The sequence below is a fragment of the Synechococcus sp. W55.1 genome (genome assembly GCF_047461655.1).
Taxonomy (GTDB): Bacteria; Cyanobacteriota; Cyanobacteriia; order Thermostichales; family Thermostichaceae; genus Thermostichus.
In genome coordinates this window covers 48085-60666 of the sequence record NZ_JANSHN010000013.1, presented here as the reverse complement: position 1 = coordinate 60666, position 12582 = coordinate 48085, and the positions used below count along the sequence as shown (strand labels likewise).

Genomic DNA, 12582 nt, shown 5'->3' with positions numbered 1-12582 from the left:
CCTTTTGTCGTTGAGGCTGGCCCATCTGCAGCCGGGCAGGGTTTTGCCGAGCATTCCAGTCCCCTGAAGCCGATCTCCAGATCAAGTCCAAAGATCGAGTTCAGAAGTTCATCGAAGTTCCCATGCCAAGCGAAGTTTTGACCATCACAGGCCGAGGGATCCCCCTGCTGGGCAACGACATCGACACCGACCGAATTATTCCGGCCCGCTTTTTGAAGTGCGTCACTTTTGACGGCTTGGGCCAGCACGTGTTTGCCGACGACCGCGCCCAGGATCCCGGCCAACACCCCTTCGATCAGCCTCAGTACCAGGGATCCCAGATCCTTGTGGTCAATGCCAATTTTGGCTGTGGCTCCAGTCGGGAGCATGCGCCCCAAGCGCTGGCCAAGTGGGGGATCCGCGCTCTCATCGGTGAAAGCTTTGCCGAGATTTTCTTCGGCAACTGCTTGGCCCTAGGGATCCCTTGTGTCACGGCACCCCCGGCTGTGATTCAAGCCCTGCAGAAGGCGGTGGCGGAAAATCCCCAGCTCCAGTTGACGCTGGATCTGCCCAACAAACAGGTGCGCTGGGAGGCAAATACCGCTGCTGTGGAGATCCCCCAAGGAGCCTGGCAAATGCTGGTGCAGGGCACCTGGGACGCCACAGGACAACTGCTGGCCGCTCAAGCTCAGATTCACCAAGTAGCCGCTTCTTTACCCTACCTGCGTTGGCAGCGGGCCCGTTGAGCCATCCTCTCCCCCCTGATACCCATACATGGCTGGGCAGCGCCGACCCGGATTTTATGGATTTGGCGATCCGGGAGATAGAAGCTGCGGATCCAGAGGCTGCCGTGCAGCGGCTAAAGGAAGCACCTGGCTTGGTGTGGGTATGCAGCCAACGCTCATTTGCCGACCTGGCTGGGGCTTGGCAAGCTGACCCGCCCATTTTTTTGCGCCACATCTGCCCCATTCACCAAGAACGGCGGCTATCTGGGGGATCCCCAGTTGAATTGCGCCTTGATGGGGAAATGTTGGCAGCCATTGACCCCGCCCTCAGCTTTTCGGTTCAGACGCGCCTGTTTGGAGAGCCGGCTCTCAAGCCCTTCCAGGTCAATGAAACCCTGGCCGAACAGGTGATCGCGGCGGTGGGATCCCCCCTGCAGGTCAAAGACCCCCAGCAGGTAATCTCGGTGGTGATCCTGGCTCAACCGATGGGCATTCGCGCTTGGCTGGGCCTATCCTTGGCTGCCCAGAACCTCTCCAACTGGGCCGGTGGGATCCATCGCTTTCGGCGGGATCCAGAGCAGATCAGCCGCTCCGAGTTTAAGCTGCTGGAGGCCATCCAGGTGTTTCAGATTCCCTTGGTGCCAGGGGGACAGGCTCTGGATCTGGGGGCAGCGCCGGGGGGATGGTCGCGCATTTTGCGTCTATATGGCCAGCAGGTCACGGCAGTGGATCCGGCGGACTTGGACGAGCGCCTCAGCCAAGATCCGGGGATCTGCCACCATCGCCTCAGCGCCCAAGCCTACTTGGCCCGTGGCCCAGGCCGGTTTCACCTCATCCTCAACGACATGCGGATGGATGGCCCGGCTTCTGCCCGCCTGATGGTGGCTTTTGCCCCCCATCTGCAGCCACAGGGGAGAGCTGTGATGACCCTGAAGTTACCTCGCCAACACCGCCTGCGGGTGCTGCGGCAAAGTTTGGAGATCTTGGGTAGTGCCTTCCCCTTGGTGAGGGCCCGCCACCTGTTTCACAACCGCAGCGAAGTCACCCTCTACTTGGGGATCCCTGCCCCTTAATCTGCCGTTTCCACCACCTGAATCTCCCGGCGGAGCACCATTTCGCGAATGGACTCCAGCAAGCCCATCTCCTCAGGGGAGATTTTGCCGTCGGCCCGGATGGCGCTGACGATTTGATCCACCTCTGTGCGGGTGAGCTTCTTGTCTTCCAAGGCTCGATCCACCAGCGCTTGCAATTGCGAAAACTCCATAAGGCTCCTCTGCGCTTGAACAGGTCTTGTCGCCTCATTTCCTCATCTAAGCTACCCGCGCTGCCCAAAATCTCCTGCAAGCGCAAGATTCTCTTCAGGTATCCTAAAGAAAATGTGAAACCCACCGAGAGGAAGACATCATGGCTGGCCCGGATCCCAGGAGCACCGCGCACGATTGCGCCACCCTCTGTCGAGATGGCTGTGTCTTGGGAGAGGACTGCCCCCACCGAGAGGCAGCTCGCCAAGCCGTGGCCTTTGTCATGAGCACCGACTGGGAGACCTTGATGCGGATTGCCGAATCCAAGAACCTACCCAAAAGCTCCCCTCAGGAAGAGATGGATCCCCTGCAGTTTTTGGAGAATTACCGCTTGGGCGGGTAAGCCCCAACCAGTCTCCCTAAGGACAAGGGATCCCTGCTGAGGATCCAGGGGTTTTGAGCCATACTGAGTTAGGTGGGATCCCTGGATTCTATGGTTTGGCCTTGGATCGTCATCGGGTTAGTCCTCATTTCTGCCGAATTGTTTTTGCCAGAATTGGTTGCCGGCTCGGTGGGGTTGGCGGCGCTCTTGGCAGGGCTTTTGGCCTATTTGGGTTTGCCAATCTGGGTGCAATTTGCCGCCTGGATTGGGGCATCGGTGGTGTTGATCATCCTCAGTCGCCGTCTGGTGCCCCATGGGTCGGTTCAGATAGAAGAATCTCGGGAGGCGCGGGCAGTCACCACCATTCCGCCGGGCGAACGGGGGCGGGTTTCTTATCTGGGTTCCACCTGGAACGCCAAGTGCAGCATCCCCAACCTAGAAATCCAAGCCGGGCAGGAGCTCTACGTGGTGGAGCGACAGGGGAATACCCTCATTGTCATGCCGGCCAAGATGCTCAAGTCCTGACCTGGACAAATGTTTGTTTCCCTTGTTGCCTTGAGCGAGGGATCCCTGCTTGGGTGTGCATCAGAGGCGGGGATCTGGCATAATCACAAAAGCTAAGCCGGGATGTAGCGCAGCTTGGTAGCGCATCTGCTTTGGGAGCAGAGGGCCGCAGGTTCAAATCCTGTCATCCCGATCCTGCCTGCACCAAGAACAGAGCCATTCGCGTTCTTGGCCGATAGCTTCGCGCTTATCGAGGGCCCCAAAATCTTCCCATTGATGTTGCTAACTGCTAAAGCGGGCGTCTATTGGTGGAGGCGCAGTCTTTGTCTTGAAGGCGCGAGAAGCAAACTCTTCGATGCCATCGAATGGGTGGGTCAGGCAGCCAAGCGGGATCCCTTGTAGCCAGGCTGAGGGAAAAAAGAAGCAAGCACAAAAAAGGCAGGGTTGACTTGCCCCTGCCGAGAAGATCGAGAGCTGAGAGCCTGCTCTCCTTGTCGCAATCGTTGCATCAAGGCGCGGTTCCGCTTGTCCAGTTGGCGCTTGCGTGCCGATCCCCCACGACCGCGACGGTTTCTGCCCTGATGGCGAGGAGATTCATGAGATTTCAACAGCATGGGATCCCCTTAATGAACTAAATGGGCCTGTCTAATTCTAAACGAAGCCTCAGCCATTGACCACAAGACCGGCAGCGCAAGCTGCGGCATTCATGGCTGGGGACAGACCACCTTCGTCAACTCATTCGGATGGAGAACTCCACTTTGGGACAACCAGTCTTTTAGCCGATGGGTAGCTCGACAATCATCCTCGTTGTAGATGAGCGAGTGCTCCAAATATCTGCGCTCCCGAGTTTCCAGCCATTGGCTATACCAATAAATGGACTGGGCGCCACTGGCATCAGGCAGACGCCACTGAAACCCCAACCAGCGGGCGATGTTTTTCAGGGAATAGCTCTCAATCGGTAACACCACCGAGCGTTGCACCCAGGCATGTAAATCCACAAAGCGCTGCAACAACTGGCGCACTTGTCGGGGATCCGTGCGGTACTGCTCCCCCAGCCGTCGGCAGGTCTGCACCTCAAAGCCGTGAAAGTGATAGATGGGAGCGTCGGGATAGCATTGCGTCAGTTGCAAAAATTGCTCCCAAGCTTGCCTTTCTTCCTGCGGGTCGGCGGCCAGGCAACTGTGATAGCTTGTAACCTTTTTCCCCTCGGCTTGCTCCACCACCAGCAGCCCCAGCAGATAGGCGACGTTGTGACGGGGATCCGCCTCGATATCGAAGTACAGCTCTACGGGTGTGGTGGGCAGGGTTTCCGGGGGGGATTGAATCCAGAGAGGCTGCCGGCTGAGGGTGGCACGGGCTTGCAGCTGCAGTTGCAGGGCCACGCCGGATCCCAACTTGGGAATGGCTTGCAACCTATCCAACTGAGCGTTGGCCAGGGCTTCAATCGAGTGGATCCCCGCCTCTTGCAAAAGGGGATAGCGGGATCCCGTTACGCCCGGTAGCAGGCTGAGGGGTTGAGCGGCGGCGTTCAACTGGCGACAATGCTCCCGCCAGTGGCAAAGATGGCAGCGGCTGCGGGCCATGAACACCTGCGGTGGTTCCGGCTGGTTGAGGGAGTGCAGGTACTCCTGCAGCAATTGCCGCACCTGTGCTCGTCGGCGGCTCAGGTGGACGGGGTGCCACTTCCCATCTTTCAGGATCAAAATGCCCCGCTTGGGAACGTTTCCCTGCAGGGATCCGAGCAACTCTGCCTGCAAAGCCAGCACCAATTCGTACTCCGGTTTGGGGCGTTTGCCGATACGAATATGAACCGGCAGGTAAGAGGATCGGGCGGCGTGGCGACTTCTGCCAACGAGAGCGGGATCCCGAATCAGCAGATCCAGGGAGCTGCTCACCCAAACGGAATGAAATTGGGCATCCTCTTCTGACTCCCAAACCAGCTCTGCGGCGATCTGTCCGCCGTAGATCCGCTCTGCCCCGCCTGCCATAGCTGCCAAGAGAGCCTCGTTGCCCGGCGCGATTCGTTCTCCGGGGAATTGCTCAAACACAGCGGCTGCCAGGGTTTGGCGATCCCGCCGCCATTGCTCCAGCAGGTTGTCCGGCGGCAGCTTGGCCTCTTGAGGGCCAACCCGATCCAGGTAAGGCAAACGTCGGCAGCGAAAAAAAGCAAGCAGCTCCTCAGCCTCAACAGAACCCTGTCCTGCTGCTGCAACCTGGCACTCCAACGGCGGACAACCTCAGCTCTGCTGCCATTGTGGCACGCCCCCAGGCTGCCTTTGGGATCCCTCAAGACTTGGGATCCTGAGTGGGCAGGAGATGGGCGATGATCCGCTCAATCGTCTCAGATTGGCGACGAGCTGTATCGGCTTGCTGTTGACATATTGCCTTTAACTCTCCCAGCCAAGTGCTCTGCTCCTGGGATATCAGCACCTGTTGTTGAACAATGGCTTTCAGATGGGTCAGGTCATCCTTGACGAAGCTGACGGTCTCGGCCAAGGTCAACACAGCCCCAACCAGGCGATCCAGCCGGAAGTCAATTTGGTCGAACCGGTCTTTGCTCTGCATTTTGCTCAGATCAGATTCAGATTGGTTAGTAGAGGGTATCGGTGGGCGCTGAGGGAGGTCGCTTCACTGAGAAGAAAGCCCCAGTCTGACAGCCAGACCGCTCAAGCTTGTGTCTCTATTGTTACCCATAGGTACAAATACAGCACTAGCCATTTAGCACAACTTCCCCTATCTGCTGTACGCTCATGCCCTGCCCTGCGGACGCAACTCACTCTTCAGGTGCAATGTATGCTATTTGCAGAGCTTAGAGAAAAACCCCAGAGAACGAAATCACAGCCACGCAAAAGCTCAAGAGACAACCCAGACTGCTGCCAGCAGCAGGGATCCCTGATAAGACCTGCAGCTTGCTGACACGGCTGGCGTATGCTGGAGAATAAAGATTTCTTTACACTTTACCGGAGCGGACTGTGACAGCTCTTTCGACGGCCCCAACCTTGCCCCAAACCAAGACGGTGGCGGTGGAAATGCAGGGGGTGTGGAAACGCTTTGGGCAGCAGGTTGCCGTTCAGGATTTGAGCCTGCAGATCCCGCAGGGGGAAGTGTTTGCCCTGTTGGGGCCCAACGGCGCCGGCAAATCCACCACCATTCGCATGCTCACCAGCCTTACCCGACCCAGCCAGGGATCCATCCAGGTGGGGGGGTATGACGTGATGCGGGATCCGGTGGCGGTGCGGCAGCAAATTGGCGTAGTTCTGCAGCCTATCACCCTAGAGGCAGAGCTGACCGTTTGGGAAAACCTGGAGTTCCACGGGCGTATGCACCACATCCCCAACCCAGAGCGGCAACGGCGCATCGATGAATGGCTGGAGTATGTGCGGCTGGCGGATCGCCGGCAAGACAAAGTGAAAACCCTCTCAGGGGGAATGAAACGACGCTTGCAGGTGGCCAGGGCGTTACTGCATCGCCCCCAGATTTTGTTTTTGGACGAGCCCACCGTCGGGTTGGATCCCCAGGCGCGGCGGCTGTTGTGGGAGATCTTGCGGGATCTCAATCGGCAGGGCATGACCTTGCTGATTACCACCCACTACATGGAGGAGGCAGAAGAGCTGTGCGACCGCATTGGCATCATGGATGGGGGAAGGTTGATCGAGTTGGGCAGCACCGAGCAATTGCGGGCTAAGTACGGAGAGGCTCTGTTGGTGCGCTCCTGTCCTGGCCGGGAGGTGAACTACACCTTTTTCCCCAGCTTGGCGGAAGCTCAGCGGCAGTTGGAGGCAGAACCCGACAAAACCGGCCTCATGGTGCGCCCGGCCAACTTAGAAGACATTTTTGTGCGTTTGACGGGCCGCCGCTTGGATTAACGGGCCCTCACCCCTGGCCCCTCTCCCAACGTGAAGAGGGGAGAGTTATTTGGGGGTTAAGGTTTTTCCTCTCCCCATCCCTCCTTCGGAGCGGGGGGCTCAAACTTGTAGCCAACTCCGCGCACGGTGCGGATCAACTCCGGTTGGCTGGTATCGGTTTCCAGCTTCTTGCGAATTTGGCCAATGTGGACATCGACCACCCGCTCATCTCCCTCGTGGTTGAAATCCCACACCTCTTGAATCAGCTCAGCCCGTCGCCAAACCCGCCCCGGATGTCGAGCCATAGCATAGAGCAAATCGAACTCCAGTGCTGTTAAGTTGATCAGGCGCTGCTCGCGGATGACTGCTCGGGTTTCCGGGTCGATTACCAAAGAGGCAAAGGTCAAGACCGGTGCGCTGGCAACTTCGGTCTTCATGCGTTGCCGCCGCAGAATGGCTTGCACTCGCGCCTGTAACTCCGGCAGGCTGAAGGGCTTGGTCAGGTAGTCATCTGCCCCCAACTGGAATCCGTGCAACTTATCAGCAGGGCTGACGCGGCTGGTCAACATCAACACGTACACGCCGGTCTCTTTTTGCATTTGCTGGCAGAGATCGTAGCCGCTCACATCCGGCAAGTTCAGATCCAAAATTACCAAGGCCGGCTGAAAAGCGCGCAACTGCTGTAAGCCCTCGGCCCCCGTCATCGCCACCTCAACCGAATACCCCTGCCGCTGCAAGTACCGCTGCAGTAGAGCACAAATGCTGGGATCATCATCGATGATGAGGATGCGTGACATGGCAGCTTGGCACTCTCGAAGTCAGCAGGAGACAAGGTTGCAGGGCGTTGGGGTGTGGGGATCCCTTCGGCAGCTCATGGGCAACAATCGTGCAGAGGCGATGGGCCCTCGGCTCGCGGGTGAATAAAGAGCCCTCTCAACAGGGCAAGCTTGACCCCAACCTCGGCTGGAAAGGGCCACAGGCGCAGGCAATTCATGAGTGATTGAACACTTAAATCTTATTTCAAGTCTTTACGTATGGGGTCACAGGGGGAGTTCATCCTTGTCAAGGCTGCCCTTCTCTCCAAATTAACGGAGGCTTATCCAAGAATCTTGGGCATTATCTTACTGAGTTGCCCAAGGGGAAAAGTAGCGTAAGGAGGATCCGTCAAGCAAGATCCTTAGCACCTGGAGTTAATCTGGAAGCTGTGACGCTGCTGTTCCTGTCTCAAAGTCTCGCTTTAGTGTGGCAGGTGGCGGTTTATCCCGGAGGCTTATGTACACCAATCCCGATGAAGTCTTCCGCAAAGATGTCCGGTTGGCCCTCTTCACCTGGGGGATCCTAGAGTTGGCTTGTTTCGTGATTATCCCCTTTACCGGAGCCTACGCATTCTCGCAAGTGGAGGCTTGGCTGTGGCCCTCTTTGGTTTTGGGGCCGGTGGGGGCGGTGGTGGTGGCTTTTTGTTCTAAAGTGGTGCTGGCTGCCAACAACATCCCGGATCCCAGGAGAAAACAAGCCCAGCGGCAAGTGGCTCAGGTGGTCAGTCTTTTTGGCTTTCTGGGCTTGGCATTGCCCCTCCTTCTGGCAGGATGGGTATTTGGCCGAGAGATTTTGACGACCGACTGGCAGAATAAGTTCACCGACACCAATAATAAGTAGAAGTTGTAGAAGTTAATCTCTAACGCCCTTGCCCTCTGGAGTCCCGTCGGTGCCTCCTGCAGGTATAGCAAGAGCGCTGCGCAACAATGCTATAGATTGGGATGCAGTCACGTCAGCGTTGCGGAGCCATGGTGCTCTGGCTTTCGTAAGTCCCCGGTTTTGAGGAGGATTCCATTCTTCTTGCGGATTCTTGCCTGCAGCGTTGCGGGGAGGTGTTTTGGATGGCTAACTACCCAATGCGAGGCCGTTCTTCTCCTGCTTCTGGCAGTTTTCCCTTGGGCACCTTGGTGGTGGTGAGTGTCTCGGTTGGGGCTCTGGCCGCCTTGGGTTGGCAGTTGTGGCAGCTTGTTGCCCCGATGTTGGCCCCCCCTGCCCCGCCTCAATTTCCGCAGGCCGTGCGCTTGGATCCCTTGCCCAGCCCGGCAAGTTTTCCCTCTCCCTTGCCTGGCCCTGCTGCAGGCACTGTTGACCCTGAGGGATTTCCCCCCGGCAGCCGCGGGCGGGTGATCGAGCCAATTGGCCTGGCAATCCGCAGCCAACCTTCTGCCGATGGAGCCTACCAAGGGGGAATTGTGGTGGGGGAAACGGTGACGGTGTTGGAGTACAGCGCCGATGGTCGTTGGCAACGGGTGCGGCGGGAGTTGAACGGACAAGAGGGCTGGGTGCGCGCCGGCAATTTGGGCCCTGTGGATGGTGCTTCAGCTTCAACTTCTACAGCTCCCACGGTTGAACCCAACCCTGAATCAACTCCTTTGCCGACTCGACCCCCCACGGCAGCAGTGGTTTCCCCAGGTGAGCGGGGACGGGTGATCGAGCCCATTGGCCTGGCGCTGCGGGCCACTCCAGAGCGGGAGGGAACCTACATTGGCGGTGTGCCCATGAACGAGGTGGTGACGGTGCTGGGCCTCAGCGAAGATGGTCGTTGGCAGCGCATCCGCCGTCAGAATGGGCAGGAAGGTTGGGTGCGGGCGGGGAATTTAGCGCAGGAGTAGCCCTTGCCATAGACATAGCCCTACAGATGCCCTGGTGGGGGATTGTAACACCAGGGAAGCCTGTGTTTCGGTAGAGCAGTGCCGTTTGCGTCATCGGGACCGAGTCCTTGGCAGGGGAACTGGTGAAACACACTCCATTTCGGCTTGGTGCTTCAACAAGGGATCCCTGGGGCAAGGGGTTAGCTTTACCCTTTCTGGCCCTTGGGTTGGCCTTCTCTCTAGGCGCCTGCCGACCGGCTTCTAACGCTGGAGCGGAAAAGGTCAGGCAGGAAGCACCCCTAGCCCAAGCAAAGGCAGAGATGGGTACTCTGGAGTTTTGGGCCAACGGCGAGGACTTCATTCGGGAGGGGTTTGTCTCCAAAGACGGCTGGGAACTGAGCTTTGAGCACGTGTACGTGACGCTGGCGGACATAACCGCCTACCAAACCGATCCGCCCTTTGATCCGGAAGGAAATGCAGATTTGCTGGCACGGGCATTGGTCAGCCTCTCCGGCCCCATCACGGTTGATTTGATCACGGCTCCCCCGGCGGAGCGGGCCTTACTGGGATCCCTAGAGGCACCCCCTGGCCACTACAACGCCCTGGGGTGGCGGCTGGTGCCAGCACTGGAGGGGCCGGCAAAGGGCTATTCCCTCTGGATCGAAGGCCAAGCCCGACCGACAAAGGAAGGGGCTGGGGAGATGCCGTTTGTGCTCAAGTTCAGCCCTGAGGTGGCCTTCACCTGCGGAGAGTATGTGGGGGAGGAGCGCAAAGGCTTTGTGCGCGTCGGCCAGGTGGCAGATCTGGAGGTCACCTTCCATTTCGACCACCTGTTTGGAGATGGAAGCTTGCCCCCCAACGACAGCCTCAATCAAGCAGCTCTGGGGTTTGCCCCTTTGGTGAAGTTGGATCCTGTCTCCCTGGAGCAGCGGCTGGCCGCGTCAGCGGCGCGGAGCACTGGGGGGGGATCCGACCTTCTGGAAGTGGACTGGGGGGATCTGCAGGAGGGATCCCCTGCGGCTAAGGCCGCATTGGAGCTCCTGCACCACTTGGGCCATGTGGGGGAAGGCCACTGCCGCGCTGCCTCTGGCCCTGCCCAGACAGAGTCTTCGCCCTGAAGTCTTGGCTTTTCTAAGACCGGTCGCCTGCAGAGCGTAGAGATTGTCGTCTGTCCTCAGCTAACCAATGAACCGAGTCTGGCCAAAACTTTGGATCCCTTCCTGCCGACTGAGCCTGATTGCGGCGTCGCGTCAGCGATGCGGAGCACGGTTGAGCTTGCTGGCTTTCGGCCTGCTCCTGTCTGCTCCCGCTTGGGGCCACGGGGTGGAGGCCTCTTGGCGGGCAGTTCCCGCTTTTGAGATCCAGGCCCGCTACGATTCTGGCGAACCGATGCGTTCTGCGCAGGTAACGGTGTTTGCGCCAACGGATCCCACTACCCCTTGGCAAGAGGGACAGACGGATGCACAGGGACGATTTTTGCTGCAGCCGGATCCCAACCTGACGGGCCTCTGGCAGGTGCAGATTCGCCAGGCCGGGCATGGGGTATTGGTCAATGTGCCGGTGGGCGAGGAGTTTGCTCAGGCAGAAGGGATCCCCAGCGCTTCCCCACCCTTTGGGCCTTTGCAGCGGGGGGTTATGGCCGCCTGTGTCATTTGGGGCTGTCTGGGCACAGCTCTGTTCTTCTCCAGGCCCCGTCAATCTGGTTACGCAGCGGTGGAGAGCCCACCGGTTTCGGGATCTCCAGGGTCAGGAATCTCAGGCTCCCAGGCTGGCTCCTCTGCTCTGGAGTAGGACTGACCATGCACATCAGCGATGGCATTTTGCCAGCACCGCTTTGGCTAGGGGGTTATGGCATCACCGCCCTGATCACCAGCTACAGCTTGCGGCTTCTCCGTCGCGCCGGCGTTGCCGAGCAATGTCCTTGGTGGGAACGGGATCCCCGCCATCAGTTGCCCAAGGGGGCTCTGCTCACGGCTGCCTTTTTTGTGGCCTCTTCGATTCACCTGCCCTTTCCCCCGGCCAGCCTGCATCTGGTGCTGAATGGGTTGATGGGCCTGATGTTGGGGGCTTTGGCCTATCCGGCCATTGTGGTGGGCTTGTTTTTTCAGGTGGTGGCCTTTGGCCATGGGGGACTGACCACGTTGGGCATCAACGCCGCCATCATGGGGATCCCGGCGCTCTTGGCCGGTGGGATTTTTCGGGCGGGCCGTCGCGTGATGGGGGCCGGGGTGTCTGCCTTCTTGGCGGGAGCTGTGGGGGTGGGGCTGGCGGTGCTGTTGTTTTACGGGGTGGTCATGGCTGCTGTGGTTGACCCCGGCAGCGAAACCAAGCACCTGGCTCTTGGTAGCTTGGTGGTGGCCCACATCCCCCTGATGGTGGTGGAGGGGTTGTTCGCCAGTTGGGTGGTGCTGTTTTTGCAGCGGGTACAACCGGCGCTGCTGGGAGAGTATGGCAAGAGATGAAGCCGGCTCAGGGATCCCTTGCTGCTGGCGCGGTCAACAATCCCATCCTCACCCCTCCAAACCCCTTTCCTGGCTGCACCGGTGGCAACCTCTGCCCAAGGTGCTGGGCCTGATGGCGCTGATGGCGGCTTTCGCCTCGGTGAGGTGCCTGGCCCTCTTGCCGCTCATCTGGGCGCTGGTGGCTGGACTGTGGAGCCTGTCGGGATTGCCTTGGAGCCTCGGGCTGAGGCGGCTGGCAGCCCCAGGGCTGTTGGTGGCAGGGTTGATGGGGATCCTACCCTTCTGGGCGGGGGAAACCATCCTGTGGCGCTGGGGATCCCTGGCTCTGCGTTGGGAGGGGCTGCAGATGGCGCTTCGCATTGGGGGGAGAGGGCTGGCCCTGTTCGCTCTCACCATGCTGCTGCTGGAGACCACTCCCACGTCGGAACTGTTGGCAGCGTTGCGGCAACTGGGGATCCCAGATCTGCTTTTGGAACTGGCCTGGCTCACCCAGCGCTATCTGCAAGAGATGGCTGCTCAGTGGGAGCAGATGCAACGGGCAGCCCGGTTGAGGGGTTGGCGACCGCGGGGATCCCTGTGGCGTCCTGGGCCGTCTCTAAGACAAGATCTGCCCTTTCTGGCCGCTGCGGTGGGCACCCTGTTGGTGCGCAGCTACGAGCGCTCCGAGCGCACCTATCAGGCGCTGCGACTGCGGGGCTACGGACGGGCACCTCTGTTTTCGACGGCGGCTGGCGGGGATCCCTGGAGCTGGGCGGCCAGCGGCCTGGCAGTGGTGGTGTCGGTGGGCTTGGTGTGGACGCAATTTTAGGACTAGCCG

General features: G+C 59.3%; 16 protein-coding genes and 1 tRNA gene. 12 read left to right on the top strand and 5 right to left on the bottom strand.

Annotated features, from left to right (window positions below; genetic code table 11):
* Positions 1-122 precede the first annotated feature (122 nt).
* Both leuD and NW816_RS08125 read left to right on the top strand, forming a co-directional pair.
* Complete coding sequence (gene leuD, locus NW816_RS08130; protein ID WP_414408830.1) at positions 123-725, top strand: 3-isopropylmalate dehydratase small subunit; 603 nt, start codon at positions 123-125, stop codon at positions 723-725.
* The gene (locus NW816_RS08125) at positions 722-1777 is read left to right on the top strand and encodes an SAM-dependent methyltransferase (protein ID WP_414408829.1); all 1056 of its coding nucleotides are present in this window, start codon (positions 722-724) and stop codon (positions 1775-1777) included. The genes leuD and NW816_RS08125 overlap by 4 nt, the downstream gene beginning before the upstream one ends.
* Here the strand turns inward: NW816_RS08125 and NW816_RS08120 are convergent.
* Positions 1774-1968, bottom strand: a complete 195-nt coding sequence (locus NW816_RS08120; RefSeq protein WP_414342406.1) for a hypothetical protein — start codon at positions 1966-1968, stop codon at positions 1774-1776. The two genes, NW816_RS08125 and NW816_RS08120, sit on opposite strands and share 4 nt — an antisense overlap.
* 140 nt (positions 1969-2108) lie before the next feature.
* Between NW816_RS08120 and NW816_RS08115 the strand changes: the two genes are divergently transcribed.
* The 3 genes from NW816_RS08115 (at position 2109) to NW816_RS08105 (ending at position 3024) form a co-directional block, all read left to right on the top strand.
* Entirely contained in the window at positions 2109-2348 is a 240-nt protein-coding gene (locus tag NW816_RS08115) for a hypothetical protein (RefSeq protein WP_011433611.1), read from the top strand.
* 90 nt (positions 2349-2438) lie between these two features.
* Positions 2439-2852: an NfeD family protein gene (locus tag NW816_RS08110; RefSeq protein WP_414352193.1), complete on the top strand. Its 414-nt coding sequence runs from the start codon at positions 2439-2441 to the stop codon at positions 2850-2852.
* Between the two features lie 98 nt (positions 2853-2950).
* Positions 2951-3024 (top strand) — tRNA-Pro (locus NW816_RS08105).
* A gap of 181 nt (positions 3025-3205) precedes the next feature.
* Here the strand turns inward: NW816_RS08105 and NW816_RS08100 are convergent.
* From NW816_RS08100 to NW816_RS08090, 3 genes are all read right to left on the bottom strand, one after another.
* A complete protein-coding gene (locus NW816_RS08100; RefSeq protein WP_414342407.1) occupies positions 3206-3445 on the bottom strand; it encodes a hypothetical protein in 240 nt (79 codons plus the stop codon).
* A 90-nt stretch (positions 3446-3535) separates the two neighbouring features.
* Positions 3536-5056, bottom strand: a complete 1521-nt coding sequence (locus tag NW816_RS08095) for a TM0106 family RecB-like putative nuclease (RefSeq protein WP_414408828.1) — start codon at positions 5054-5056, stop codon at positions 3536-3538.
* A 61-nt stretch (positions 5057-5117) separates the two neighbouring features.
* Entirely contained in the window at positions 5118-5396 is a 279-nt protein-coding gene (locus tag NW816_RS08090) for a hypothetical protein (RefSeq protein ID WP_414408827.1), read from the bottom strand.
* Between the two features lie 452 nt (positions 5397-5848).
* Here NW816_RS08090 and NW816_RS08085 point away from each other — a divergent pair, with 452 nt between their 5' ends.
* Positions 5849-6697 carry an ABC transporter ATP-binding protein gene (locus NW816_RS08085; protein WP_414408854.1) on the top strand — a complete coding sequence of 283 codons (849 nt, stop codon included), beginning with the start codon at positions 5849-5851 and terminating at the stop codon, positions 6695-6697.
* Positions 6698-6753: 56 nt separating this feature from the next.
* Here the strand turns inward: NW816_RS08085 and NW816_RS08080 are convergent, their stop codons facing one another.
* Positions 6754-7473 carry a response regulator transcription factor gene (locus tag NW816_RS08080; protein ID WP_011433617.1) on the bottom strand — a complete coding sequence of 240 codons (720 nt, stop codon included), beginning with the start codon at positions 7471-7473 and terminating at the stop codon, positions 6754-6756.
* Positions 7474-7948: 475 nt separating this feature from the next.
* Between NW816_RS08080 and NW816_RS08075 the strand changes: the two genes are divergently transcribed.
* The 6 genes from NW816_RS08075 to cbiQ all read left to right on the top strand — a co-directional run bounded on the left by NW816_RS08075 (position 7949) and on the right by cbiQ (position 12573).
* The gene (locus NW816_RS08075) at positions 7949-8332 is read left to right on the top strand and encodes a hypothetical protein (RefSeq protein WP_414408826.1); all 384 of its coding nucleotides are present in this window, start codon (positions 7949-7951) and stop codon (positions 8330-8332) included.
* 221 nt (positions 8333-8553) lie between these two features.
* Positions 8554-9324 (top strand): SH3 domain-containing protein, encoded by a 771-nt coding sequence (locus NW816_RS08070; RefSeq protein ID WP_414408825.1) that lies wholly within the window; start codon positions 8554-8556, stop codon positions 9322-9324.
* Positions 9325-9623: 299 nt separating this feature from the next.
* Complete coding sequence (locus tag NW816_RS08065; RefSeq protein ID WP_414384032.1) at positions 9624-10421, top strand: hypothetical protein; 798 nt, start codon at positions 9624-9626, stop codon at positions 10419-10421.
* A gap of 151 nt (positions 10422-10572) precedes the next feature.
* On the top strand, positions 10573-11094 hold the full coding sequence (locus tag NW816_RS08060) for a hypothetical protein (protein ID WP_414408824.1): 522 nt from the start codon (positions 10573-10575) through the stop codon (positions 11092-11094).
* A gap of 8 nt (positions 11095-11102) precedes the next feature.
* The gene (gene cbiM / locus NW816_RS08055) at positions 11103-11765 is read left to right on the top strand and encodes a cobalt transporter CbiM (protein WP_414408823.1); all 663 of its coding nucleotides are present in this window, start codon (positions 11103-11105) and stop codon (positions 11763-11765) included.
* The gene (cbiQ, locus tag NW816_RS08050; protein ID WP_414408822.1) at positions 11752-12573 is read left to right on the top strand and encodes a cobalt ECF transporter T component CbiQ; all 822 of its coding nucleotides are present in this window, start codon (positions 11752-11754) and stop codon (positions 12571-12573) included. Before cbiM ends, cbiQ begins: the two co-directional genes overlap by 14 nt.
* The last annotated feature ends 9 nt before the right edge of the window (positions 12574-12582 follow it).

Excerpts from the sequence above, each read along its gene's own strand:
- NW816_RS08070 (WP_414408825.1), top strand. The coding sequence starts at position 8,554 with ATGGCTAACTACCCAATGCGAGGCCGTTCTTCTCCTGCTTCTGGCAGT.
- cbiQ (WP_414408822.1), top strand. The coding sequence starts at position 11,752 with ATGGCAAGAGATGAAGCCGGCTCAGGGATCCCTTGCTGCTGGCGCGGT.
- cbiM (WP_414408823.1), top strand. The coding sequence starts at position 11,103 with ATGCACATCAGCGATGGCATTTTGCCAGCACCGCTTTGGCTAGGGGGT.
- NW816_RS08115 (WP_011433611.1), top strand. The coding sequence starts at position 2,109 with ATGGCTGGCCCGGATCCCAGGAGCACCGCGCACGATTGCGCCACCCTC.
- NW816_RS08065 (WP_414384032.1), top strand. The coding sequence starts at position 9,624 with ATGGGTACTCTGGAGTTTTGGGCCAACGGCGAGGACTTCATTCGGGAG.
- NW816_RS08110 (WP_414352193.1), top strand. The coding sequence starts at position 2,439 with ATGGTTTGGCCTTGGATCGTCATCGGGTTAGTCCTCATTTCTGCCGAA.
- leuD (WP_414408830.1), top strand. The coding sequence starts at position 123 with ATGCCAAGCGAAGTTTTGACCATCACAGGCCGAGGGATCCCCCTGCTG.
- NW816_RS08090 (WP_414408827.1), bottom strand. The coding sequence starts at position 5,396 with ATGCAGAGCAAAGACCGGTTCGACCAAATTGACTTCCGGCTGGATCGC.
- NW816_RS08120 (WP_414342406.1), bottom strand. The coding sequence starts at position 1,968 with ATGGAGTTTTCGCAATTGCAAGCGCTGGTGGATCGAGCCTTGGAAGAC.
- NW816_RS08080 (WP_011433617.1), bottom strand. The coding sequence starts at position 7,473 with ATGTCACGCATCCTCATCATCGATGATGATCCCAGCATTTGTGCTCTA.
- NW816_RS08075 (WP_414408826.1), top strand. The coding sequence starts at position 7,949 with ATGTACACCAATCCCGATGAAGTCTTCCGCAAAGATGTCCGGTTGGCC.
- NW816_RS08100 (WP_414342407.1), bottom strand. The coding sequence starts at position 3,445 with ATGCTGTTGAAATCTCATGAATCTCCTCGCCATCAGGGCAGAAACCGT.